Genomic DNA, 26,691 nt, shown 5'->3' on the forward strand with positions numbered 1-26,691 from the left:
CTTAACTTTAAAACCTAGGGGAAATACTTAATATAATTGAATGACTGACGACGTTGCAATAGATCAAAAGGCACTTTTAGAACCTTTTCCATACCATAAAAAACTAAGAGACCATTTAAAAAGTCGCAAGAAAACCTGGCAATGGTTTAAAGACGAGAAGATTAAAGCACAACAAGTAGAATCTTTTAAAAAGAACCTGCTCAAAAACACATACCGTCTAGATCTAGATAGTCATGCAAATTTATATCGTGTGTCTGACGCTATTTGTAAAGACCTAAATATCGATGCACAAGTCACTTTCTATCAAGAGAACAACAGTCTACAAGTAAATGCTAGCATTTCAATAATTGAGAGAGAAGCGCATATTGTTTTTTCTGGTAATGTTTTACAGTTGTTAGATGATAAACAGTTAAAGGCCTTAATAGCTCACGAGCTCTCGCACTACCTTTTCTTTAAAATAGAAGATGGTGATTATGAGGTGACACAACGTATAGTTCTCGCCCTAGCAAACGACTCTCGTAGTGAGGACAGCATCATAGAAACAGCGCGTATTTTTCAACTGTACTTAGAGCTTTTTTGTGATACAGGTGCATTTAAATCCTGTAAAGAACACTACACGGTTATACAAATGCTCATCAAATTAAATACCGGACTGGCAGATGTTAATGCACAAAGTTACCTGGACCAGGCCAAAGAAATTATAAGTCAGGAAGATGAATCTACTAACCAACAAACGCATCCAGAATCCTACTTGCGCAGTATTGCTCTAGATTTAAAAGCGCGTAATTCTAAAGATTATGAAGAAGAACTACACAAGTTAATAGAAGGGAAGTGGGATATCAATAGCCTAGATATTTTTGAACAAGAAGAGACTCGAGCACTAACCTCTGACTTTATACAGCTTATTTTAAGGCCTCAATGGATCAATTCTAATGCTGTGATGAATCTAGCACAACAGTTTTTTCCAGACTTTAATAGAAGTGAAAAGATAGATACGAGTTCGCTTTCGCGAAAGCTGAAACACACCACACCTAGTACTAAGAGTTATTTATGTTATCTCTTATTGGACTTTGCTAGAATAGATAGCGCACTAGAAAAATTACCGCTCGCGCATACTTTGGAAGTGTCAGAATTATTAGAGTTAAAAGAAGATTACGAGCGTATTCTAAGAAAAGAGTTAAAACTGACTATTAGAGATTTCAAGAAATTAAAGGAAGAGGCTATGAATGATTTGAGCCGTGTAACCGAGAACCCAGATAGCAGTATTTACGACAATGAGTGATTATAAAGCAAGTTTTTTCAGTCTGCTAGATGAGGTCAAAGAACATGGAGGCAGCACGACACCAGATTTTATAGCTAGAGTATTACCCCTTTTAGAAAAAGCACATTTTCTTAGAGCGCGCAATCTAGTTTTAGGTATTTATTCTATCGATTCCATTGATTATAACGGTCGCATACTGGTAACAGAATCTGAAGGGAGAAATTTTACTCAATCTGCTAAAATATTTAAGAAGCCTAAACAACGTTATGCGGTTGAGGTAAGTGTAAATTATAAAGAGGTAAGTTCTCTCGATCCATTAGATGTTCCAGATGATTATGGTAATAGACTTTATGATCATGATGCGATTCATAAAGATCTGGATGTACCTATTTCAAAACCGGTCTATTTACCACATTATAAAACCTGGGATTTTGAAACCGGTCATTACGATCCTATTACCGAGATTTTTACATTAGGTTTTATACTAGCTAGTGTAGCCTACGGTATCGATTTTAGAGATGTAGAAGAGTTAGAGCGTTTTGTAGAAAACAGAGAGCGACTTTATTTTTATAATAAAAACTTGCACCCTACTATACATCATGTAATTAGGGAGATGACACCACTTTATAGAGAAGATCGTGCGCCTAGTCTAGAAGAAATAATAGCAAAGCTTAAAAATTATCGTGATTTTAATCCAGAAAACTATGTAGATCTTACCGATACAGAAGGTTTTAGAAATCTGAATCTGTCAGATCGTGGTAGTTATATTCTAGATAAATTAAAACGCAGACTCTTTGATATCTCTAGAAGAAATAAATTACTCTATTTTAATGATCGAGGTGGTTTTTTAAACCTTACAGAGTCCTCTGTACCTATGTTGTTGGACTATAAAAATATCAATGAGAAAGATTTAATATTTTGGAATAGTCATATAGAGACTCAATTTATAAGCAAGAAAAAGATAAATCTTAACCGTTATCTAGACATAGATCAAAATAGATTTTTATCTCCAGCACTTAATAAAGTACGATTAGAAGCGCGCAAGAGTAAGAACGAGTACGGTTTTGACCAGTTGCGTGTTGTAGTCGCTTTTTTACATTGGTATAATTTTAAAGAAAGCGCAGAGGAGCGTATAACCTCGCCACTTTTATTACTGCCAGTTTCTATCACAAAAAAGAAAGGGATAAAAGATAAGTATGAATTAACGGTAAATGATACAGAGGCCGAGGTAAATCCCGTCTTAAGTTATTACCTCAAGGATCTTTATGACATAGATTTGCCAGATTTTGTAAATCTAGAAACGAGCAGCATAGAAGAGCTGGTACAAAGCATAAAAAACCAAATCTCTCTAGGTGGTACAGGAATAGATTTACAATGGCGCGATAAGCCTAAAATACAGCTCATACATAAAATTGCAAAACGCAATTTTAAACTTAAAAAGCGTAAACTCAATAACCGTAATTCTGGTTTAAGCACTCGCAGTTATGACTATTCTTATGATGCAGAAAATGTAAAACCGTTAGGTCTCGCAATTTTCAACAATCTAATTGCCAAAAAACACAACCAGTTAGAATACATCATTAACGAAGACATTAATCCCTACACAGATCTTGCTGTTGCAGAGCGCAGGCGCAGTTTTTACCATACCGATAACGACGGAGAGGTGAATCCGCTAGTGTGGGAAGTGGATACTTGCAACATGACTCTAGGTAATTTTAAATACCGTAAAATGAGTCTGGTGCGTGATTATTCTGAGATCTTAAAAGCAGATATTAAAGATGATGTTTTTGATGAGCTCTTCAGCGATCAGCCTAAAAACATTAATCTAGACGCTTATAAAAAAACCAGTCTAGAAGAACTGTATCCCATTATACAGTCCGACCCAACGCAATCGCAAGCGGTTTTAAAAGCACGATCTGGCGAGAATTACATCATTCAAGGACCACCAGGAACAGGTAAATCACAAACGATTACTAATCTCATAGCAGACTATGTGGCGAGAGATAAAAAAGTGCTTTTCGTTTGTGAAAAGCGTGCGGCATTAGATGTTGTTTTTCACCGTTTAAAAAATAAAAAATTAGATGAATTGTGTTGCTTAATTCACGATTCTCAAACCGATAAAAAAGCTTTTATCATGAACCTCAAAGATACGTATGAGGCTTTCATGAAAAAGAATATGAATACGAGCACGCTTTCGCGAAAGCGAGATAAAACCATCCAAGAAATAGAGACACATCTAGGTAAACTAGAAAAGTTTCATGTAAATATGCGAGACGGTGAGCCGCCTTTATACGATTTATACCAAGTACTGATCGCTTATTATCAAGAAAAGGAAATGCTCTCAGATCAAGAGTTGGTCTATGTGCCGTTTTATAAAGAATGGGCAGAGAACGAAACTTGGATCACAGAATTTATAGCACAGGTAAAACTTAATGATCACGGTAGTTCTATTGCAAACTATGCTTTAAATGGAGTGGCGATAGAAATATTAGAAGCTTCTAATGTTAAAGGAGAGGTTCTTGAGAAGATAGAAAAAGCAACAGATGGATTAGATGCCTTGGTAGAACTGTTAGATCAACAAGAGGTTGAGGTAAAAGAACAATCTATAGAGGCGTGGCATCAAGAATTTGATTTTGCAGAGAAAGTAGCGAGAATAGTAGAGCGGGATTCTTTAGGGGTTTTTGATAAAAAAACTATCGCTGCGTCAGAGTTAGATAACCTGAATAGAAAATTAGAGAAACAAAGAAGGCTGCACGAGCGACTTATAGAAGAGAATGAAAACTGGACTCAAAAATTTGATGATACAGACGCAAAGATAGCTCTCCATAAATGGGAAAAGCTAGACGGTAGTTTCTTTAAATTTTTAAATCCGGGCTGGTATAAATTAAAAGGACAGGTAAAAGCTTCTTATAATTTTAATGCGCACCAGATAAAACCAGAAATATGTAATGTTCTTAAATCGCTTAATGAAGAGTATGATGCGTTAGAGCAATTAGAGTTGCAAAGAGAAGAGGCAGCACAAAGATTCGGTCTTACTAATTTTGTAACAGATTATCAGTGGATTCAAGAGCAGCAAGATAATCCAGATCCTATTATTAAGGTCTGGACGACTAAAGATCATACTTCTTACGTGCGTTCTTTATTAAGTTTTAAATCTCAATTTGATGAGTTATATAGTCATCTAGATGGTCTGTTCTCTAATCATGGAGCACAAACGCTATCGCAAATGGAAGACCAATTGCAGCGTGGAAGAGCCGCTGTACATACCCTAGGTTTATTTGCTCCTTATATAGAGCAACTTCATGGGTTGAGTCCAGAGATGCAACAGAATCTACGCACTAGAGACTGGAGTACAGATGATATTGCTTTTCACACCGCATATAAATCTGTAAAAGAGGTTTATGAAAAGGATCCTGTTTTTTCTCAATCTAGTGAAGACGGTTTAGGAAATTCTGTGCGTAAGATAAGCTCGCTATTAGATAGTTATTACGATTCTAATGTCGCATTTATACGTTCTAAGATTAGAGATAAATTCTTAAATAAAGTCCGTATTACAGAGTCTGTGGCTGCACAGTTAACAGAAGAAGAGAAAGTTCTTAAAAAGGAATACAACGCATCGCGCAGGATTCTAGAAAACGAATTCGGTAAAAGCATGCGTTATAAATCTATACGTGAACTTGCGACTGGAGATGCACAAGATATTATGACTACACTTAAACCAGTGTGGTTAATGAGTCCGCTTAGTGTTAGTGACTCTATGCCTATTGATACTTCTATCTTTGATGTTGTTATTTATGACGAGGCATCTCAAATAACGGTAGAAGAAGGTGTTCCTTCACTTTTCAGAACTCATCAAACTATCATTGTAGGAGATGAAATGCAAATGCCGCCTACTAATTTTTTTAGTACAAATGTTACCGATCAAGAAGAAGACGAAGAAGAAACAGAAGAAAAGATAGGTATAAGTCTCGATGCAGATAGTTTATTGAATCAAGGAGCTCGTAAATTAAGTTCTGTAATGTTAGGCTGGCATTACCGCAGCCGTCGTGAGAGTTTAATAAGTTTTAGTAATGCCGCATTTTATAAAAGAAACCTCCTTACTATACCAGACAGTCGCATACCTAATGCTGGTGTTGAGCCGCTAGCGCCTATAATAGATCCAGATCAAGAGATCGATTATAAAGATGTTTTGAGCCGCAGCATTAGTTACCATTATATGGAAAATGCTATTTACCATAAACGTACTAATAAAGATGAGGCTGCTTATATCGCAAACTTAGTCCGTACTTTTTTAATGAATGATATTAAAAAAAGCATAGGTATTGTAGCTTTTTCTATGGATCAACAAAGTGAGATAGAAAGTGCTCTGGATAAACTAGCGTTAGAAGATCCTCAATTCGGTATACAATTAGAAGAAGAATACCAGCGTACAGAAGAAGATCAATTCATAGGTTTATTTGTCAAAAACCTAGAAAATGTTCAGGGTGATGAGCGTGATATAATTATCATGAGTATTTGTTATGGGTTTAATAACCAGGGCAAGATGTTTATGAACTTTGGGCCTATTAATAGACGTGGTGGTGAGAAGAGGCTTAATGTTATCTTTTCAAGAGCAAAACAAAATATGATGATCGTCTCTTCTATCCAGGCAGAAAACATCAAAAATGATTATAATGAAGGAGCAAATTACTTTAAGAAGTTCTTAAAGTATGCAAAACATATATCTGATGGTCAGTTAATGGCGGCCAATTCTGTGCTCGATAGTTTACATGCTCACGAAGATGAAGCAGAGAAAACTAAACGTCTGCCTATTATTAATCAGTTGAAAGAAAAGCTGGAGGCAAAAGGTTATACAATAGACGATGCCGTTGGTCAATCTCATTTTAAATGTGATATCGCTGTGCGCGAAAACGAGGCGACTTCTTACAAACTTGCCATATTAATAGACCGTTCTACTCATTATGCAACTGATAATATCCTGGAGCAATACTGTCAGAAACCAGATGTGCTAAGAGCATTCGGCTGGAAACTACAACATGTTTATAGCAAAGACTGGTTAGAGCAGCCAGAACGTGTGATGGAAAAAATCATGCAAAGGTTAGAAAGTGATCTTGAACTCGAAACGGAACTTGAACTTGAAAATGAAGTTGAAAACGAATCAGAGAATCTTATTGAAGAGCAGATTTTATCTACTGTAAATGAAGAATTACTAGATTCAAAACTTCAGGGCCTGAAAGATCTATTAGAACTTGATGAGGATTTGAAACCTAAAAAAGAAGAAAAATCTAGCAGCGATTTAATCTTTAAACGTTATGAATATGTAGAAGGTTCTAGTAATAAGTTTTGGGAAATTTCTGTAGATGGATTAGATATAATTACTAGATATGGTCGCATAGGTAATAAAGCTCAGGAAAATAGAAAAACCTTTGAAGATCAAGTATCAGTTCTTAAAGAAGAAATGCGATTAATAGGAGTGAAGACTCGCAAGGGATACCGACTGGTTTAGATCTTTTATTCTTTTTTTCCATAAGGGTAGAATTAATTCTACCCTTATGGAATGATTATCTGCACTGCCTATGGAGGTAGATTTCTGATTTCAGGCTAGTTGTTGATCATTAACAATTCTAGCGAGTAACTTTAGGTTTAAATTTCTTATTCCCATTTCAACTGCATTCTCTTAATACGATCGGCGAGCTTTTCACTAGATAATTTTTCGCGTAAGCGGTCTGTAATTATTGGGAAAGAAAATGGTGTAGGCTGCTGGCATTCTTTCCATACTATCGTTTGGTTTTCTATGCGTTGAAAAGCCTCTCGCAAGCGGTATTCTTCTATTTCTTGCTCATAGGTTTCTGTGTATGCTTGTCGGTAAAGTAAATTATCAGGTTCGTTATCTCTGAATACCTCAAAAAGTAATTGACTGCTGCTTTGTAAATGTTTTACTTTTACGGCCTTGTTAGGATAACCGGTAAATACTAGTCCAGAAATAACAGCGATATCTCTAAATTTCCTTTTGGCAAGCTCAGTAGCATTTACACTAGCTTCTAGATCTTCAAGAATCATGTCTGATGTGATGAGGTTGTTATCCAGTACATTTTGCATATCAAATTCTTGGTCACTTAATATTTCAAAACCGTAATCATTATAAGCTAGAGTAAAACTTATGGGTTGTAATAAACTCATGCGGTAAGCCAGTAGTCCAGCCATGGCCATATGAACTAGTCGACCTTCAAAAGGATAAAATACAGCATGGAATCCTTCTCTAGTCTTAAACGTTTCTATCAAGAATTCATGATTCTGTGGTACAATGCTTTCTTGCTGTTGTCTATTGATAATTTCTTTGAGCGCTTTGACCTCTGGGGTTCTTTTTTTACCGTTTTGAAAATGCTGCATTTCTTCTCTTAGTAATTCACCTAATTGAGAGGTTAATGGCATGCGGCTACCCATCCAGCTGGTAACCTTTGCTTTTTTCTTTGAAGAATTACGCACTTGTGCTACCATTCCCTTTAAACGCACAAATTCAAGAGTACGACCGGCAAATACAAAAACATCACCACGTGATAATTGACTTATAAAATACTCTTCTATAGAGCCTATGTAGCCGCCAGTAGCATATTTTACTGTAATGCTTGTCCCTGTTACTATGGTTCCCATTTGTAAACGATGTCTCATGGCGATACCGCGATCGTTTATAAAATAACGACCATCCTCATCTATGGAAACCTTTTTATACTCTTCATAAGATTCTAATGAAGCACTACCATAAACTATAAAGTGCAGGCACCATTCAAATTCTTTATAAGTAAGTTCTTGATAACAAAAAGTAGCTTTTACCTCTGGATATATAGTATCTGGATAAAAACCTCCAGAAACGGCTAGCGTGCATAAATATTGAATAAGTACATCATAACAATTTAGGTAAGGCAGTCTGTCCTCTACCGTTTGGGTTTTAACGGCTACTTGTAAAGCACTCGCCTCTATTAATTCTAACGCATGTGTAGGTAAAAAGTAAATAACCGACGTTACTCCAGGTCGGTGACCAGATCTTCCTGCGCGCTGTAAAAAACGAGCAACACCTTTGGGGCTTCCTACTTGAATGATGGTTTCTACAGGCGCAAAATCAACTCCTAAATCTAGTGAAGAAGTGCAAACACAAGCTTTCAGAGACTCGTTTCTAATAGCATTTTCTACCCAAATACGTGTTTCTTTATTTATGGATCCATGATGCATAGCTACCTCACCAGCAAATTCTGGATGTTTGTGCATCAGTGCTTGAAACCACAGCTCGCATTGTGCTCTAGTATTGGTAAAAATTAGTGTCGATTTACTTTCGTTGATAATCTTTACTACATCTTCTAGTAAATGTAATCCTAAATGACCGCGCCATGGAAATTTCTCCATAGTTTCTGGGATAATAGAACGCACCTCTATTTCCTTTTTTAAATTTGCTTTGATGAGTACGCTTTCGTCAAAGCGTGCCGAATTCACACCTAATAATACCTGTCTAGCTTGTTCTAGATTCCCTATTGTTGCACTAATTCCCCATATGCGTAGATTTTTATTGATTCCTGCTAGACGAGAAAGTCCTAACTCCATTTGTACACCACGTTTGGTGCCTAGTAGTTCGTGCCATTCATCAATAATAATAGCATTGCAATCCTTGAATACATTTACATGATCTTTAGTGGCAAGCAATAAATGCAAGCTCTCTGGAGTGGTAATTAATAAATCGGGCATGGCTTTTTTTTGCGTAGCCCTTTCTTTTGTGGTGGTGTCGCCAGACCTTATTCCTACCGTAAATGGTAAGCCTATACCGTCCACAAATTTTTGCGAGGTTTGAGCAATTTCTTGGGATAGCGATCTTAAAGGTGTGATCCAGATCGCTTTTAGCCCTTTTTTATTTTTGGTTTTATAATCTGGGTTTGATTTAATGTAATTAAGAACTATTCCTACCCAAAGTGCGTAGGTTTTACCACTACCAGTAGGTGCGTTGAGCAGTCCGTTTTTGCCAGATAGAAAAGCATCCCAAGTCTGTTTTTGAAACGGAAAAGCTTTCCAGCCTTGAGTTTCAAAGTAGGAATTTGCGATATGGAGTAATTCTTTTTTTGTCATGAAACTTTCTGCGTTGCTGGAAGTCTTTTAGTTAGTCGGTCTTTTTGCTTCTTTTAAGTATCTTGAAGGTCCAGTAGAGATCTTGAGATGGATTTTGTTATTTCTCGCTTTCGCGAAAGCGTAAACAAATTATAAATCAAGAATAAGAAATAAAATAATGGACTTGTGTTAGTAACCTATTAAATTTGAATCTTTAAAGTCAATATATGTCAGAAAAGCTTACCATTTTACAAGATAAACTAGAAGATAGGCATCATGTTTTTATGGTGTACAAGAGTCAGGTAAATAAAGATTTACAGCGATCTGGTTATGGTGCTATTGAGTTGAATGAGCCAAAAGAGTTTTTAGAATCTTTAGTTTCTCTATTGAATGAAGCTATAGAAGACAGCGATCCTAAGCTGCAACAGTTATATTACCTGGCAGACGTGCAGGAGAAAAACCTAGAACACGGCATTATTCTAGGTTTTCTATTGAGAGAATGGAGTAAGATTCAATTTAGGTTGAGGCAGTAGAATTCTTTTTAGGAAAGCTGAAAATAAGAAAAGCAAATAAATTTCTTGCATTTTTACTTTACTTTACTTTACTTTACTTTACGCACTTAATCAAAAACTTTATATAATGAAGAATTTTTTCAGAGCTAGCCTACTAGCTGTTTTATTTGTAGGAATGAGTGGATTTAGTTCAGACGAGCAACCAACTGAAAATATGTTTCTAGCAAACGGTTTATGTGAAGATCGAGCCAATTTTGCTTATGAAGTCTACGCAATGTTTGCTCCGTGGACATCTCAAAGTGGCTTAAATAGCATATGGTCGGATAACTACTGGAATTGTATTAATAATGGAGGTGATAGTGATTATACAGCAAATCCTTAGAAATAAATTGAGAGCTATATCTTTTTTCTTTTTTCTAACTATTTCTTTTTTAAGTTTTTCTCAAAACTTGAAGGTTGAGTATAAAGCTACATTTGACGCGGATATATTTGAGAACTCAACAAAAATGAGTTCAAAACAAAAACGGATGTTTAAACAAATGCAGAAGAGGTTAAAGGAATCTGTAGAGAACCAAAAGATAGTACTTTATACTAAGTCCGAAAATCAGTTTTTGTTAGTGGTAGAAGATCAAATGTCAATAGACGGACAATTTAATTCATATATAGGTGTATCGTTATTAAATTTACATTCATATGTTTATGGTCAAACTGATTCTATAGTGTTAGGATACACCAAAGAAGAAAGTTTTATCGTAAAATATGAAAATCGATTTGTAGAGTGGGAAATTACTGATGAATCTAAAAACATCTTAGGTTTTAAATGCTTTAAAGCAATTCCTAAATACTTACAAAGCTATGAAGAGCGAGAACTAAATAGTTATCCCACTGAAGCGTGGTTTGCTCCATCTATTAATAGGCGCGGTGGCCCAATAAAATATTCAAACCTACCAGGCTTGATTTTAGAAGTAAAATCTGTGAAATCAACAATTACCGCAAAATTAATAGAAGATATAGTTGAGGATAAAGAAGTTCCTCAAATTGATAAAAAGATTATTACAGAGCTACAAGCCTATAAAAAGGCTAAAGCAACTGGCGCTGCAATTGAATCAAGAATGAAATAAAAATATTGAAAAATTATATGTTTATTCACCCTAAACGGCAAGTAGCTATTTTACTTGCTGTTTTTTTATTCTTAAATTTTGCTGCTAGTCAGAAGATGATTTTTAAAGGTCTAGTGACTGATAGTTTATTTAACCCTATTGAGAATACTACTATTTATTCTACACCATTAGATCATGAGGGAGGACTACTCTTTTCTATAAGTGATATAGACGGTAGCTATAAGTTAAATCTTTCTAAGCATAAATCTTATGTGATTACTATAAGTCATCTTGGTTATGATGAGATTAAAGATACCTTATCTTTAAAAAGCGACTTGGTTAAAAATTACGTTCTAAGAGAAAGTTCAGAAACTCTAGATGAAATCATACTCAGAAAAAAACTAGCGGTATCTGTAAAAAAGGATACGATTACTTACCGTACCGATCAGTTTATCGACGGTACAGAGCGTAAATTGAGAGATGTCTTAAAGAAATTACCAGGACTTGATGTGGACAGAGAAGGAAATGTTACCGTCAATGGTAAGGATGTTACCAGGTTAATGGTAGATGGAAAAGATTTCTTTAATGGAGATGAGAAACTAGGAGTAAATAATATTCCAGCAGACGCCATTGATGAGGTAGTTGCCTTAGATAACTATTCAAAAATACCATGGCTTAAAGGCCTTACAGATAGTGATGAATTAGCACTTAATATTAAACTCAAAGATGGTAAGCGTAACTTTGTTTTTGGAGATGTCACAGTTGGCTCTGGAGTTGAAGATCGATATAAAATAAATCCACTATTATTTTATTATAGTCCTAAAACAGCGGTAAATTTTATAGGAGATTTTAATAATAATGGTATACGATCGTTTACCACAAGCGATTATCTCAATTTTGAAATGGGTAATTCTACTTTGCTCAACGATTATTCAAAAATAGGTGAAACTTTAAATGATGAAGTCGCAAGCTCTTTATCCACAACAGATTTTCAAGAGTTAAAAACTTTATTTGGTGCCTTAAATTTAAATCACGACTTTAAGTCAGGTCTTAATCTTACTGCTTACTCCATCAATAATAGCAATAGTCAAAAAACCAAAGATGAATCTAGTATCAATTATCTTATTGAGGATGATTTTATAGAAAATCGATCTAATGATAGTGACCAAGATGCTATTTTTACTGCAAATACCGTAAAATTAAACTATACAACTAGTAATGATTTAGATATTCTAGGGAGAATAGATTTCAAAGATTTCAGCTCAGATTTGAAAAGAAACTTACTTTCTACATCACCACAAACTAATCAGTTCAATAATTCAATGAAAGAAACAACTGATTTTACGTTTTCTCCTCAATTAAACTTCAACAAACGTTTTAATTCTAAGCACATTTCAACACTCGAGACTAGTTTTAAGGTTGAAGATCGAAGTTACATCGGTATAAATTTATTTGACCAGCCTATTTTTTCTGGAATCGTACCATTAATAGCACAAGGATCTGGAATTTTTAATGTCAACCAACTATCAAATAGAAAAACTACTGAATTTAAGTTGGGAATAAAACATTATTATGTGATCAACTCGACCACACATTTATATCCGCTTGCAGGTTTTAATATTACCAATACTAATTTTACAAATACAGATTCTCAAGTTTTAGATGACGGCACTGTAAATAGTTTTCAAGACGATGGTTTTAATAATGATTTATCTAGTAACATAGGAGATTATTATCTAGGCTTGCAACTTAAAAAGAAGTATGGCAATTATATATTTAAACCTGGATTGGTTGCTCGTTTATATAAGTGGAATGCTAGACAATTGGAAAATGATTTAAATTCAACATCAAAATTCGTTCCTCTTCCTGAACTCTTAGTAGAATATGAGCCTTCTAATTCTAAAAAACTAAGATTTAAATACCAAATGAATTCAAGATTTGCCAACCCAATTAATTTTGCTAATAGATTGCGCATTAATTCATTTAATCAAATTTCACGAGGAAATGAAAACCTAGAAAATTCTCTTTATCATAATTTTAGCTTAGGTTATCAATCTTATAAATTACTTCAAGGAACTGTTTTTAACGCGTCAATATCTTACAATCGTTTAATAGAAGGAATAAGAAATGGTACTGCAATACAAGGAGTGAATCAAATCCGAACTTTGATACAGACTGATTTGCCAGAAAACACTTATAATGGGCGTCTTAATTACTCTACATATTTATGGAATATAAAATGGTCTTATAAAGGGAATATAAATCTAAGTGACTACAAGAGAATCGTGAATGAGTCTATTCTAGATTATCGATCTACTCTCATCAGTAATAGTATAGAAGTAGAAACAAGATTTAAAAAATCACCCAATTTTGAAATTGAAATCGGTCATCAATCTAATAATTTAGAAGGTAGCAATATTTCAAATAATTTTGAGAACTGGATTTCTAGAGGATCTATGGATATTAATTTTCTCAAAAGCTTTTTATTCACAGCTGATTATGAATTGAACTATTTTACTAATAATAGTACTGGACAATCTAATGATTTTAATACTTTAAATACTTCTCTAGAGTATTGGAAAGAATCTTCTGCGTGGAGTTTTAAATTAGATGCTACTAATTTATTAAATAACGAGATAAAGTTATCAAGTAATTTGTCACAATTTCAAGCTTCTGAGAATCGAGTGTTTGTACAGCCTAGAATATTGCTTTTTTCAGTCATTTATAAATTATGATGACTGTACTTGATAAGTTTGCTTGCGCGAAATCAAAACAGAAATGTTCTCAAAAAAGTACCCTAACAAATGGCTGTATACCATTTGAGTAAACACTTTTACGATCATTATATAGGACATCATATCGAGCACCTATTACAAAATTACCTTGCTGGTACCCTGCGCCTAAAAATAAGGCAGGCACCCAGTAGGTGTCATCAAGAGCAGGATTATCAAAGTTTCTATTCACATGTAAATATTCAAAATCCCCACTTACTTGAAGAAAATCTAGCGGCTGCGCAATAGCTATTAAACTACCACCAGCTATGTTAGATTTAGACCCTTGCAAACGAGAGTTACGGCTAGGATTAAATTCTGAATAGCTATAATTGAGACCAGCACCTAGACCTACATACGAGTTGAATTGATAAACAGCTTGTGGAGCGATTAAAATAGATGTGTAACTGTTTCCGAAATTTGCGCCTATGTTACCTCCAAAACGTACATTATCCCAAAATTTTTGTTCTTGTTTCTGTTGACCAAAGGATAGACAAGAAATGAGTGTAAAAACTGATAATATGGCAATATTTTTTAAAGAATAGGTTTTCATGATGTATCGATTAACATTTTCTAGTGTTATAAATATACAAAACCTTATAGAATGACGGTACATTTCTTTATTTTTGCTATCACAATTGATAAAAAGGATAAATTTCCTTCCATATATGGACAAGTTTTCATTTCTCAATGCAGCTCACACTGCTCAGTTCGCACAACTCTACGACGAATATTTAATTAATCCTGATCAAGTAGAGCCATCATGGCGTGCTTTTTTTCAAGGATTTGACTTTGGTATGGAGAGCGCCCACGAGGGTGATCTTATAGTAGAGCATACAGGAACGCCGATTGCGGTGCCTGAAAATGTGCAAAAAGAATTTCAAGTAGTTAAATTAATCGATGCCTATCGTACAAGAGGTCATTTGTTTACTAAAACAAATCCTGTTAGAGATAGACGTAATTATGAGCCTAAACTAGATCTGGTCAACTTCGGTCTTTCTGATAGTGATCTAGATACCGTTTTTGATTCTGGCGAGTTAATAGGTGTAGGTAAAACTACTCTTAGAAACATAGTCGCTCATTTAACTAAAATCTATTGCGAGAGTATAGGTGTGGAATACATGTATATACGCAAACCAGATGAGGTAAAGTGGATACAAAACTGGTTGCACAATAATGATAACCATCCTACTTTTAATAAAGATCAAAAAATACAGATTTTAAAGAAACTTAATGAAGCAGTTTCTTTTGAATCATTTCTTCATACTAAATATGTAGGACAGAAACGTTTTTCTCTAGAAGGAAACGAGTCTTTAATTCCAGCACTAGATGCGTTGATAGAAAACGCAGCAGATAAAGGTGTAGATCAGTTCGTACTTGGAATGGCTCACCGTGGTCGTTTAAATGTGTTAACTAACATATTTGGAAAACCTGTAAAGGATATTTTTTCAGAATTTGATGGTAAAGATTACGAGCAAGATATTTTTGATGGTGATGTAAAATATCACTTAGGTTATACAAGCAAGAGAAAAACTGATAATGGTAATGATATTAATATTAATATCGTTCCTAATCCGTCTCACCTAGAAACAGTAGGTGCAGTGGTAGAAGGTATTGCACGTGCAAAACAAGATATGCACACTCCTGAGAATTTCTCTAAAGTATTGCCTATCGTACTTCATGGTGATGCAGCAATAGCTGGTCAGGGAATTGTGTATGAAGTAGTGCAAATGGCACAACTAGATGCTTATAAAACTGCAGGTACTATCCACTTAGTAGTTAATAATCAAGTAGGTTTTACAACAAATTACCTCGATGCGAGATCTAGTACCTATTGTACAGATATTGCAAAGGTGACTCTTTCTCCAGTATTGCATGTAAATGCAGACGACGCAGAAGCAGTAGTACACGCAATGAATTTTGCGCTAGATTACCGTATGGAATTTGGTCGTGACGTATTCATCGATCTATTAGGTTATAGAAAATACGGTCATAATGAAGGAGATGAGCCTCGTTTTACACAGCCACAATTATATAAAGCGATAGGAAAGCATAAAAACCCTCGTGATATTTATGCAGAGCGATTACTTAAAGAAGGAATTATTAATAATTCTAAAGTAAAAGAACTAGAAAAACAATATAAGGAACGTCTAGAAGAAGAACTGGCTACATCTCGCCAGATGGAAAATACCATTATTACACCATTTATGCAGGATGAATGGAATGGTTTTGAACAAGCGACAGAAGTGGAGATGATGCAACAGGTAGAAACTGGTGTAGATCGCAAAATTCTAGAAGAAATAACCGCGACTATTTCTAAGCTGCCTGAAGATCGCAACTTCATTAGAAAAATAAAGAAGATAGTAGAAATACGTCAGAAAATGTTTGATGAAGACCGACTGGACTGGGCTATGGGAGAACACCTCGCTTATGGTTCTTTAATGCAAGAAGGTTTTAATGTAAGAATGAGTGGTCAGGATGTAGAAAGAGGTACTTTTTCTCACCGTCACGCAGTTGTTAAATCAGAGAATAACGAGCACGAGTTTATCTTACACAATAATCTTGATGTAAAAGGACACATGTACATCTACAACTCACATCTTTCTGAATATGGTGTGGTAGGTTTTGAGTATGGCTATGCACTGGCACGACCTAAAACATTAACGATTTGGGAGGCACAATTTGGTGACTTCTCAAACGGTGCGCAGATTATGATGGACCAGTACATTAGTGCTGGAGAGGATAAGTGGAAGAATCAAAACGGTCTGGTAAAATTATTACCACACGGTTATGAAGGCCAGGGAGCAGAGCACTCTAGTGCTAGAATAGAACGTTATTTGCAACTTTGTGCAAAAGATAATATGTTCATGGTAAACTGTACGACGCCAGCAAATATTTTCCATCTATTGCGCCGCCAGATGAAGGTGAATTACCGCAAGCCTCTTGTTGTTTTTACTCCTAAATCCCTTTTGCGCTATCCTAAAGCGGTAAGCACTGTGTCTGAATTTGAGAACGGACATTTTCAAGAAGTTATAGATGTTGATGGTGACGCTTTCGCGAAAGCGGAAACATTAGTATTCACTTCTGGTAAATTCTATTATGATCTATTAGAATATAGAGAAGAAAATAACCGTACCGATGTGGCGCTAGTAAGACTAGAACAATTGTTCCCACTGCCAGTAGATCAGATGCAAAAAATCATCAAAAAGTACGGTTCTAAAGATGTCGTTTGGGCACAAGAAGAACCTAGAAATATGGGGGCATATTCCCACTTAATGTTACACATGCCAGAGACCAGATCATGGAGAGTGTGCTCAAGAAATATGTACGCAGCTCCTGCTTCTGGTAGTTCTACGAGATCTAAAAGAAGGCAGGCAAGAATAATTGAAGATGTATTTAATACCAATAAATAAATTATGGCTCTAGAAATGAAAGTGCCTTCACCAGGCGAGTCGATTACAGAAGTAGAAATAGCAGAATGGTTAGTTGCCGATGGGGACTGGGTTGAAAAAGATCAAGCCATAGCAGAGGTAGATAGCGATAAAGCTACCCTAGAATTACCAGCTGAAGCAAGCGGTATTATTACGCTAAAAGCAGAAGAAGGTGATGCTGTTGCCGTAGGTGCTGTGGTGTGTCATATCGATACAGAAGCAACAAACCCTAATGGCGGTTCTAAAGATGTGGATAACGCACCATCTTCTATGGGAGGTGGAGATGAAGGAGGAAATAATGGAGATGTAGCCAAAGAGATGCAGAAGGATAATGCTAACAGCAAGACCACATCTTCTAAAGCACCACAATCTGCGCAAGCTAAAGAAACATATGCTAGCGGTACTGCAAGTCCTGCTGCAAAGAAAATTCTCGATGAAAAAGGTGTAGATACTAAGTCTGTTTCTGGTAGCGGTCGTGATGGTCGTATTACTAAGAATGATGCAGTAAATGCAAAACCTTCTATGGGTACTCCAGGAAATGGATCTCGTGGTGAGTCTCGTTCTAAGCTTTCTATGTTGCGTAGAAAAGTAGCAGAGCGTCTAGTAAGTGTTAAGAATGAAACTGCGATGTTGACTACTTTTAATGAAGTTGACATGAAACCTATCTTTGATTTACGTAAAGATCATAAAGAAGCGTTTAAGTCTAAACATGGAGTAGGATTAGGATTTATGTCTTTCTTTACTAAGGCTGTAACTAGAGCATTAGAAATGTATCCAGCGGTTAATTCTATGATTGATGGGAAAGAAATGGTTTCTTATGATTTTGCAGATATTTCGATAGCTGTTTCTGGTCCTAAAGGATTAATGGTTCCTGTCATTAGAAATGCAGAAAACCTTTCTTTTAGAGGTGTAGAACAAGAAGTGAAAAGACTTGCGTTAAGAGCGAGAGATGGAAATATCACTATTGATGAGATGACTGGTGGTACGTTTACGATTACTAACGGAGGTGTTTTCGGTAGTATGATGAGTACACCTATTATCAACCCACCACAGAGTGCAATTTTAGGAATGCATAACATTATTGAGCGTCCGGTCGTAGTAGATGGTAACATCGTTGCACGTCCTATGATGTATCTAGCGGTTTCTTATGATCACAGAATCATTGATGGTAAGGAATCTGTAGGTTTCTTAGTAGCTATAAAAGAAGCACTAGAAGATCCTATCAACATCTTAATGGATGGCGATGTGAAGAGAGCGCTAGAGTTATAGAATGTCTTATAGCGTTTTAGTGACTACCTAGTCTTTCATACTTTTAGAAGTATAAAAAATACCAAATGAATTTTCATTTGGTATTTTTTTTTGATTAAATCTCAATAAATAAGCGGCAATAAGATCTTTAACTAGTAGATTTCATTCATTGGGTTCTTTATCTCTTATCTCTCATGATTTAGTTTTATTAATTCTATAACTTGTACGTGATCATTAAATTAGCGATCAATTGATTGTATTATTCTCTTTTTTTAATGGGTTGAATTGCGTGATAAATCCGTTGAAATAGACTATATTTAGTTGCGTTTTAACCTTTCTGCCTAATTGAACAATTTAATGATCTAAAACTTTCTAATTATCTAACCTTAAAAACCCAAATTATGAAAACTAATTATCTCTCTCTACTATTTTTTATTCTTGCCGCTGTTTCCAGTTTCTTTCGGTGTTATGCACAAAATTGTAATAACTCTAATCTGGTAATAGATGTAGATTTTGATCAGAATACAGGTTCATCACTTTACAATATTTCACGCGCGACTCAAGATTTTGGTGCTATCCGAGCAAGAACATCTGGTCAGATCAGAGGGCTTGATGGTAATGGAAACAGCTGGCCGCACAAGACTAGAGTTGTGAACGGTGTTTTGCGTGCAGAATATTTGAAAAATTCTGCTGGAGGTCCTAATGGTGGATTCCTGTTTGACAAGGAATTTGCAAGTGCTGAAGAAGCAGTGTTGGAATATCGTGTAAAATTTGATGCTGGCTTTGTCTGGGCATATGGTGGTAAACTTCCAGGATTGGGAGGCTCTTCGCTCTCGTCAAATGGTGCCATACCTGCTGGATGTACAAGGAATAACAACAGTATTAAAAACGGTTTTTCGTGCCGATTAATGTGGAGAAGCAATGGAGGTGATACCCCAGCTAGACTTGTAGTCTACACTTATTTTCCAGACAGGGATATATCTAAATGTGGTGAGAATGAAACAATCATAAGAGGACTTGAAAAAAATAGGTGGTATACTATAAAGCAGTATCTCAAGTTAAATACCCCTGGACAAAATAATGGGATCATTAAAATGTTTATTGATGGGGTTGAAGAGCTAACCTTGAATAATGTGAAATTTAGAGAATCTGGTAAAGGTAATGTAAAAATCAATGATTTAATTATGAATACTTATAGAGGCGGCAGTGCTTCAGATCAGCGATGGTGGTCTCCTACAACAGATTATGCATATTTTGATAGTTTTAAGGTTTGGACCAATTGTGATAACGTTACAGAAGGTAATGATGGCGTTAACAGGGCGCCTTCAGTTTCGTTCACAACCCCTAGCGGAAATATAATTGTTAATGAAGGTTATAACGATCTGTATATTGAAGCCAATGCATCAGACAGTGATGGTAGCATTTCAAAAGTGGAACTTTTTATAGATGATGAATTAGTTAGAAGTGAGGGGCTTAGCCCTTATGAATGGGGTCATGCTAGTTTCGTAACAGAAACCACTGGACTTTCTGTAGGAAACCATATTTTTAAAGTAGTTGCTACCGATAATGAAGGAGAAATATCACAAGATTCGTTTACCCTTACTGTTGAGAATCCTAATTTAAACATAGCTCCCTCAATTCAATTTATGACGCCGTCTGGAAATAAAACAGTGACTCAAGGCTATGATAATTTGTATTTATTAGCAGATGCATCAGACAGTGATGGTAGTATTTCAAAAGTAGAGCTCTTTATAGATGACCAATTTGTAAGAAAAGAAGGACTTAGTCCGTATGAATGGGGTTATACAGGATTTGAAATAGAAACCACTGGACTTTCTGTAGGAAACCATATTTTTAAAGTAGTAGCTACCGATAATGAAGGAGAAATATCACAAGATTCGTTTACCCTTACTGTTGAGAATCCTAATTTAAACATAGCTCCCTCAATTCAATTTATGACGCCGTCTGGAAATAAAACAGTGACTCAAGGCTATGATAATTTGTATTTATTAGCTGATGCATCAGACATTGACGGTAGTATTTCAAAAGTAGAGCTCTTTATAGATGACCGATTTGTAAGAAAAGAAGGACTTAGTCCGTATGAATGGGGTTATACAGGATTTGAACTAGAAACCACCGGACTTTCTGTAGGAAGCCATATTTTTAAAGTAGTGGCTACCGATAATGATGGCAATGTATCACAAGATTCGTTTACTCTTACTGTTAACAATTTTGAAAATGATGTAGAAGAGGAAATTAGAGCGAGCTGTACCTTTGGTACGCCTCGTATAACAGGCATCTCTAATTTAAATAAAGAGTATAATAATATATATGTTGTGGGCTCTGAAGCACCTGATTTAAGTTCAGTCAAAAAGTTTTCTGTCAATTGGAGTTCTACTTATAATGATCTTTATAGTTTTGCATTGAATACTAAAAATGGTATTCCATCTTACTATGTAGACTTAAAAAATAAGACTACCTATAATCTAAATAGCGCCTTTCCAGAAGTGACTTTAAATAATACAGGAATACTAGGTTTGGATGGTTCATATTGGGTAAATACAAATGTAGACAGCTTTATCCTAGTCTCAAAGTCTTCTGATTTTTCGATTCATTTTCGTTCGGTTGCCATTGCTCCTAGCTGCAGCTCAAATAGATCTTTAGATGCAAATGTTGATCAGTTGATTCCTAGAATTTATCCTAGTCCTTTTTCAGACTATCTTTCAATTGTTAACCTTCCTAAGGAAGCATCTAGGGTATCTGTCTATGATATAAAGGGGATGCGATTGATGTCGTTTTCTTTAAATCAGATGAAAAAAAGTAGTTCATTTTCCTTGAAAACATCTCATCTTAAGCATGGTCTATACTTGGTAAGAATAAAGCTGGAAGATGGGATGCATCATACCTTTAGTGTGATTAAAAAATAATGATTTTATAGATAGCAGTAAGAATTCAACGTTTATCAAAGCACCAGTTTTATTATTGGTGCTTTTTTATGGACGATAACCTGACTTGGATCAGATACACGGCTTTCTACGATGTTTCTGATAACTAAGTTCAGTGACCAATGCGGTACGTCGTTCAGACATTATTTAAAGTCTGCACAATTATATGTATAAAGTTGATAACCCCATTAATTCATGATGAGAGAAAATTTAAATTATGAGTTTTCTATCTATATCTTTCCATACGTGCGTCGAACTCTTAGCCTGGAATTACTTAAATTAACAATTATACAGTTGTTTAGATTCAATAAATTCTATTATCAACCTACCACAGCGTGCAATTTTAGGAATGCACAACATTATAGAGCGCCCGGTGGTAGTAGATGGTAACATCGTTGCATGTCCTATGATGTATCTAGCGGTTTCTTATGACCACAGAATCATTGATGGTAAAGAGTCTGTAGGTTTATTAGTAGCTATTAAAGAAGCTTTAGAAGATCCTATCAACATCTTAATGGATGGCGATGTGAAGAGAGCGCTGGAAATGTAATTTTCTGGTTATAATTATATAAATGGCGGCACTTAATGGTGCTTCTATTTTTCACATATTACATGAGATGCTTATTTTGAGAGATTTACTGATATTTTTTACCTTCGTTAATCAATAATAAAATTGTTAAATATATGTTAAATTATTTACTATCTATCTATCTATCTATCTATCTTCTCAGTTACTTTCGTGGTCCCATGATTTTTTAAATAACTAACTTGCTTATTTTTCCATAGGCGCAAAACTATTATTTATGATTAGGAAGTCCTATTTGTTTTATTTATCCATTTTATTTGTAATCGCTGCTGTAGTTTGTATTTCTTCTTGTGAGAAGGATGAAGATTTTGAAGAAGAAATTCAAAATGAATTGATTTTTCCAAAAATTAATGGAAGATTTGTGTCAGGAAAAGATGTAATGCAAACTCCTATTATAGGTGATAAAATAAAATCATTATCTTCAAGTGTGATTAATAAATCTAATAATGCTTCAAGCATACAAATTGATACGAGTCGTGTCAGATTTATTCAAAGCGATCAATACGACTCTTATACTTTTCAAATAGTACAGGACAGTATCGAGGGACAAAGTTTATTGAAAAACTATATGATTACGATTTTAAATGACACAACAAGCGTACAGCATTTGATAAGTTATAATATTTTGAATAATGGTCATTATGATATGGATAATGTTGAAGTAATGATTGTGGAAGGGGATTCTTTAATCCCTAGTTTTTTGAAGTGTGGCATGACTAGAAGTTTAGTGCCCTATACTGATTGTTATAGCTGGAATTGTGACGGTAATCGGCATCACTCAGATTCAAATGATCCAGAATGTACGGCTAGGAATAAAGCAGGAAGTAATTGTGTGACTAGTTGGACGTTTCTGCGAGGATCTAGTCATTGTGGCGGTGGAGGCGGCGGTGGTTCTGCACCTAGCAGCGGAGGTGGAGGATTTTATGTGCCCGTTGATCCTGTGGATAATGATGATGATGATGATGATGATGATTGTGAGTTAGAGTGTGATGAAAATGAGATTTTAGACCTAGATAAATGTGAATGCGTTCCAGAGAATTGTGAATATAAAACAGGTTATTTACATGAAAATGCTTTCGCAAATAATACTGCAGAAGAAGGTGATAATACAACATCTTCACAAGACAACTTTAGAGATGAAGAGGGTAATATTATTGAAGAGACTAATTGTGATTCTGGAAAAATAGATTCAGGAAGTGAAGTTGAGATTACAGGACCAGTTGAAGAAAGAAATTATACAAGAACTGACGGAACAACGGCTACTTCAAATTACTATCCTATTAAATATCTAGATTATCCTAAAGGCAATCGACCTGGTAATCCTGATTATGATTCTACAAAACCCTGTAGTGATTGTACTCATGGTGATCCAGTTCCCGATCCAGAGATACAGGAGCAAACTACAGCTTGCGGTACTAAAGGCGGTATGTTTGGCTTTACAAGAGGAGCTGGAGGTACCGCACCTTGCAATTATATTGAACATAAGGGAATGGATATTAAAAATGATTACGGAGATTCTGTTTATGCCATGTTTGATGGTGTTGCTACACTACATTATGAATCAGGAGGTGCTGGTTATTATATCATAATCACATCATCCGTAGGTGATGATGTAATTAAATCCTATTATTTCCATTTACAGCAGAGCAATCGAACATCTGGAACAGTTAGTGCTGGTGATGTTATAGGAAACCAAGGAAACTCTGGTAATTTACAAGCCGGAATTGACGAAGGCTCTACAGAGTCCCACGTCCATATTAAGATTAGAGAAAATGGAACTGTGGTAGATCCAATAGATTTTTTCAAAACCACCTTCAACGAGACTACAGGAGCTGTTACCAGTTCGGGATGTAATTAAAATAACAAATTTCAAAAAATGAAAAATTTTATAGCAATTTTAACAATAATAGTATTTTCTACTTCTTGTATCAGTCAGACAAATGATCTTTCAGTTCTACAGTATCAAAATATTAAATTTGATGGTAATCTAATCACTGATATTATTGATACACGTGGTAGTTTAACACAACTAAACCAGTATTTTAATGAGTCTTTCAATCATTCCACTTACAATGAGCCTAGTTATACGGTTATTTATAACACTATAAGTGTTGAATTGACTTTTAAAGATGGAGAGCGAGATTCAAATAATCTTATTTCCGATTATCAACTCACAAATTTAAAATTAAAAGATAGCTCTAAGAGTTTATTTATAAATGGTATTGCATTGAGTGTCGGTGATAATATAAATATTTTGGGGGCTGTGAATTCTATGAACGATCCTTCAACAAGACAAAAGAAAGTAGTATTTAGGATTGGTTCAGAAGTAATACGTATAAGTTTTAACCGTAATACAAATGTTATTACTCTTATTGAATACGAGTATTTTAACTAGGTACAATAAAGTTAAACGTCGAAAAAAACCACCCATGAAAAACGTAGTTTTTCATGGGTGGTTTTTTACCTGAATTTATTGATATCATTGTATTTGCCAAAATTATTTGAACTTAACGAGAGTTACACGTTTACATTTTTTAAAATAATAGTTTTCACAATTTCTCCACTAACGGTGCTTATTAGTTATTTTTGGTTTTACAAAATTAAAACGAGTTTAGAGATTATAATTTCGTCTATTCTGGCCGCGGTAATTGCTTATTTATATTCTAATTTGGAACTTGTTTCTTATTCTATTGATACTGATTATCTCTTCAATTCATATCTAGTTTGGCAAATTATCGTATTGTTAACATTGCAGTTTGTGATTTACAAAAAGTACCTTGTTGATTTTAAATGAATCAAAACAAATGTCTGGAAATTCTTTAAGCTTGAGACCTGGGATAAATGCTAATGGAGCTAGATTAAGTGATTGTCAAGACTGTACCCAAATGACCGATGATTGGATCGATGATATTATTAAAGGTTTTAAACCTTCAGAAAATGGTGTTTCATTAGATTTCACGAGTTTAGATCAATCATTACTCGACGCTTTAAACTTATCAGGAGATATTTTGTCCTTATTTGATAACGATGAAAGGTATGCAGTTAAAATTAAAGTTGGGCAAACTCAATTAGATCGTAATGGTAATCCTGTAAATGCTCAAACTGGGAGAGCTTCATCTGGAACTATGTCAGTAATAACTTTTAATCCTGACTACCTTAATCGCGCAACAGACCTTGCTATAGCTAGAACTGCAATACATGAATTAGTTCATGCCTATTTACAGTACATAATTCAGCATGTACCAAATAGTGAATTAGGCACAACATTAGATTCATTAATATTTCAACACAATTTTTGGTTGATTCCTGGTGAACCTCAACACGTATTAATGGCCGAGCAATTTGTATCAGCAATAGCACTTTCTTTATCAAATTCCGATGGCTTTCAGCACGCTGCTATTGAATATCAAAGGTTAACATGGTCTGGCGGAATGAGAGAAAGTGCTACTTACGAGCAAATTCCACAAGGGGAAAGGAATGCGATAATTGCTAGGGATCAAATTGAATCTGGAGATCCAAGAAATACACTGCCAGTTTCACCATTAGGAACTAAATCATGTTAATTATGAGAATATTACTTCTACTTTGCATACTATTAATTAGTAACTCATGTAAATCGCAACAAACAGATTACGAAAAAAATGTTTATCAACTTTTAAATGATGCCTATACTAGAAATCCCAACGTATCTTATATAGGTGAAGATGCTTATGTTAATACTAATCACTCTTTAAATGAATCGTCTTCTTTTTTAAAAGATTCTTTATTTGATAGATTGTTAGAACAATCTAAATGGCAATTCTATATTAAACAAGATTCTACGTTATTATATAATAAAGAAAATTGGTTGCTGCTAGAACCATTAATCAGCGATAATAAATTTGATCATAATAAAATTAATGTTAAAAATCTACATTTTAAAAATCCTGACGTAGAAGATGTCAGCATGCATACTTTTTTTAGTAAAATTGATGCTGTATTATTTAATAACGAATTTGCAATAATTGTTGACAATCTTTACGACTCATTATTTGTAGCACATTTATATGTTTTAAAAGACGGAAAGTACAAAGATATAGGAACAGTTTCTTATCCGCCGAGGGCAAATGAATAGAAAGTGTGATTTGATTACGATGGGTTAAACATCTTTCGGTTGAGTATCAAAGATTAGCTTGGTCAGGTGGGATGTTTGCAAGTGACGCATTTGCCCAATTGGATCCTTTAGAACAGCCTAAAGTAATATCAAGAAACTTTGTTGAAGAAGGCGAATCTATGGCTAATGTTGAATTTCCCTTATTAGGAATTAATACCTGCCATAATGAAAACAATTGCTTCCACCTATTTTAAATATTTATATTGCACTTATCACTTGAACTTAGATTTCATTTATTAAACTAAAAAAGGAAATAGATCAGGAGATAAAATAGCCTAAATAGATAATAAAAATAATTTGCATAAATCTGTAGACATTATTAGTGATGATTTGTTAAGAAGGGTGTTGATAATGGGTTAAGAATATAATAAGTTTTATATTCCAGATAATGTAATGGTTCTTCAGAATTGGAGAGATTTAAAAATAGAAAAAACTACCGATACATTTAATCAGGAAAGAATCGTAATTTCTAACATATGCTTTATCGACTCAAGTACAAATCAATCAAAAGTTAAAATAATTGAGTTAGTCATTTAATTGCCGTATATTAACGCCTTTAAAACATTGAATATGCAGCAAATAGAAGGTCAAGATAT

15 protein-coding genes and 1 pseudogene are annotated in these 26,691 nt (G+C 34.8%); 14 read left to right on the forward strand and 2 right to left on the reverse strand.

Annotation, left to right across the window (positions count from 1 at the left end):
* Nucleotides 1-40 precede the first annotated feature (40 nt).
* Both Q0838_RS11610 and Q0838_RS11615 read left to right on the forward strand, forming a co-directional pair.
* Nucleotides 41-1,282 (forward strand): M48 family metalloprotease, encoded by a 1,242-nt coding sequence (locus tag Q0838_RS11610; RefSeq protein WP_298955135.1) that lies wholly within the window; start codon nt 41-43, stop codon nt 1,280-1,282.
* Nucleotides 1,275-6,767 carry an AAA domain-containing protein gene (locus Q0838_RS11615; RefSeq protein ID WP_298955138.1) on the forward strand — a complete coding sequence of 1,831 codons (5,493 nt, stop codon included), beginning with the start codon at nt 1,275-1,277 and terminating at the stop codon, nt 6,765-6,767. The genes Q0838_RS11610 and Q0838_RS11615 overlap by 8 nt, the downstream gene beginning before the upstream one ends.
* Before the next feature lie 146 nt (nt 6,768-6,913).
* On the opposite strand, the gene Q0838_RS11620 is transcribed toward Q0838_RS11615, so the two are convergent.
* A complete protein-coding gene (locus Q0838_RS11620) occupies nt 6,914-9,370 on the reverse strand; it encodes a ligase-associated DNA damage response DEXH box helicase (RefSeq protein ID WP_298955140.1) in 2,457 nt (818 codons plus the stop codon).
* A gap of 206 nt (nt 9,371-9,576) precedes the next feature.
* On the opposite strand from Q0838_RS11620, the gene Q0838_RS11625 reads away from it, so the two are divergent.
* The 4 genes from Q0838_RS11625 to Q0838_RS11640 all read left to right on the forward strand — a co-directional run bounded on the left by Q0838_RS11625 (nt 9,577) and on the right by Q0838_RS11640 (nt 13,696).
* Nucleotides 9,577-9,882, forward strand: a complete 306-nt coding sequence (locus tag Q0838_RS11625) for a hypothetical protein (protein WP_298955143.1) — start codon at nt 9,577-9,579, stop codon at nt 9,880-9,882.
* Between the two features lie 106 nt (nt 9,883-9,988).
* Nucleotides 9,989-10,243: a hypothetical protein gene (locus Q0838_RS11630; RefSeq protein ID WP_298955146.1), complete on the forward strand. Its 255-nt coding sequence runs from the start codon at nt 9,989-9,991 to the stop codon at nt 10,241-10,243.
* A complete protein-coding gene (locus Q0838_RS11635) occupies nt 10,209-10,982 on the forward strand; it encodes a GLPGLI family protein (RefSeq protein WP_298955149.1) in 774 nt (257 codons plus the stop codon). Before Q0838_RS11630 ends, Q0838_RS11635 begins: the two co-directional genes overlap by 35 nt.
* Nucleotides 10,983-10,987: 5 nt before the next feature.
* Nucleotides 10,988-13,696, forward strand: coding sequence for a hypothetical protein (locus Q0838_RS11640; protein WP_298955152.1), 2,709 nt, complete (start codon nt 10,988-10,990; stop codon nt 13,694-13,696).
* A gap of 49 nt (nt 13,697-13,745) precedes the next feature.
* Here the strand turns inward: Q0838_RS11640 and Q0838_RS11645 are convergent, their stop codons facing one another.
* Entirely contained in the window at nt 13,746-14,285 is a 540-nt protein-coding gene (locus Q0838_RS11645) for an alpha-ketoglutarate decarboxylase (protein WP_298955155.1), read from the reverse strand.
* A 115-nt stretch (nt 14,286-14,400) separates the two neighbouring features.
* Between Q0838_RS11645 and Q0838_RS11650 the strand changes: the two genes are divergently transcribed.
* The 8 genes and pseudogenes from Q0838_RS11650 (at nt 14,401) to Q0838_RS11685 (ending at nt 26,056) form a co-directional block, all read left to right on the forward strand.
* Entirely contained in the window at nt 14,401-17,145 is a 2,745-nt protein-coding gene (locus Q0838_RS11650; protein ID WP_298955158.1) for a 2-oxoglutarate dehydrogenase E1 component, read from the forward strand.
* Nucleotides 17,146-17,148: 3 nt separating this feature from the next.
* A complete protein-coding gene (gene odhB, locus Q0838_RS11655) occupies nt 17,149-18,432 on the forward strand; it encodes a 2-oxoglutarate dehydrogenase complex dihydrolipoyllysine-residue succinyltransferase (protein WP_298955202.1) in 1,284 nt (427 codons plus the stop codon).
* Between the two features lie 380 nt (nt 18,433-18,812).
* Complete coding sequence (locus tag Q0838_RS11660; protein ID WP_298955205.1) at nt 18,813-21,338, forward strand: polysaccharide lyase; 2,526 nt, start codon at nt 18,813-18,815, stop codon at nt 21,336-21,338.
* Between the two features lie 334 nt (nt 21,339-21,672).
* Nucleotides 21,673-21,906: pseudogene (locus tag Q0838_RS11665) on the forward strand (2-oxo acid dehydrogenase subunit E2); the annotation flags it as partial.
* A gap of 253 nt (nt 21,907-22,159) precedes the next feature.
* The gene (locus Q0838_RS11670; protein ID WP_298955207.1) at nt 22,160-23,800 is read left to right on the forward strand and encodes a M23 family metallopeptidase; all 1,641 of its coding nucleotides are present in this window, start codon (nt 22,160-22,162) and stop codon (nt 23,798-23,800) included.
* An 18-nt stretch (nt 23,801-23,818) separates the two neighbouring features.
* Nucleotides 23,819-24,337 carry a hypothetical protein gene (locus Q0838_RS11675; protein ID WP_298955208.1) on the forward strand — a complete coding sequence of 173 codons (519 nt, stop codon included), beginning with the start codon at nt 23,819-23,821 and terminating at the stop codon, nt 24,335-24,337.
* A 430-nt stretch (nt 24,338-24,767) separates the two neighbouring features.
* Nucleotides 24,768-25,505, forward strand: coding sequence for a hypothetical protein (locus Q0838_RS11680; protein WP_298955211.1), 738 nt, complete (start codon nt 24,768-24,770; stop codon nt 25,503-25,505).
* Between the two features lie 2 nt (nt 25,506-25,507).
* Nucleotides 25,508-26,056 (forward strand): hypothetical protein, encoded by a 549-nt coding sequence (locus Q0838_RS11685; protein WP_298955214.1) that lies wholly within the window; start codon nt 25,508-25,510, stop codon nt 26,054-26,056.
* Nucleotides 26,057-26,691 lie beyond the last annotated feature (635 nt).

The organism is uncultured Nonlabens sp. (genome assembly GCF_947495285.1).
Classification (GTDB): Bacteria; Bacteroidota; Bacteroidia; order Flavobacteriales; family Flavobacteriaceae; genus Nonlabens.

Excerpts from the sequence above, each read along its gene's own strand:
- Q0838_RS11610 (WP_298955135.1), top strand. The coding sequence starts at position 41 with ATGACTGACGACGTTGCAATAGATCAAAAGGCACTTTTAGAACCTTTT.
- Q0838_RS11615 (WP_298955138.1), top strand. The coding sequence starts at position 1,275 with ATGAGTGATTATAAAGCAAGTTTTTTCAGTCTGCTAGATGAGGTCAAA.
- Q0838_RS11620 (WP_298955140.1), bottom strand. The coding sequence starts at position 9,370 with ATGACAAAAAAAGAATTACTCCATATCGCAAATTCCTACTTTGAAACT.
- Q0838_RS11625 (WP_298955143.1), top strand. The coding sequence starts at position 9,577 with ATGTCAGAAAAGCTTACCATTTTACAAGATAAACTAGAAGATAGGCAT.
- Q0838_RS11630 (WP_298955146.1), top strand. The coding sequence starts at position 9,989 with ATGAAGAATTTTTTCAGAGCTAGCCTACTAGCTGTTTTATTTGTAGGA.
- Q0838_RS11635 (WP_298955149.1), top strand. The coding sequence starts at position 10,209 with ATGGAGGTGATAGTGATTATACAGCAAATCCTTAGAAATAAATTGAGA.
- Q0838_RS11645 (WP_298955155.1), bottom strand. The coding sequence starts at position 14,285 with ATGAAAACCTATTCTTTAAAAAATATTGCCATATTATCAGTTTTTACA.
- Q0838_RS11650 (WP_298955158.1), top strand. The coding sequence starts at position 14,401 with ATGGACAAGTTTTCATTTCTCAATGCAGCTCACACTGCTCAGTTCGCA.
- odhB (WP_298955202.1), top strand. The coding sequence starts at position 17,149 with ATGGCTCTAGAAATGAAAGTGCCTTCACCAGGCGAGTCGATTACAGAA.
- Q0838_RS11660 (WP_298955205.1), top strand. The coding sequence starts at position 18,813 with ATGAAAACTAATTATCTCTCTCTACTATTTTTTATTCTTGCCGCTGTT.
- Q0838_RS11670 (WP_298955207.1), top strand. The coding sequence starts at position 22,160 with ATGATTAGGAAGTCCTATTTGTTTTATTTATCCATTTTATTTGTAATC.
- Q0838_RS11675 (WP_298955208.1), top strand. The coding sequence starts at position 23,819 with ATGAAAAATTTTATAGCAATTTTAACAATAATAGTATTTTCTACTTCT.
- Q0838_RS11685 (WP_298955214.1), top strand. The coding sequence starts at position 25,508 with ATGAGAATATTACTTCTACTTTGCATACTATTAATTAGTAACTCATGT.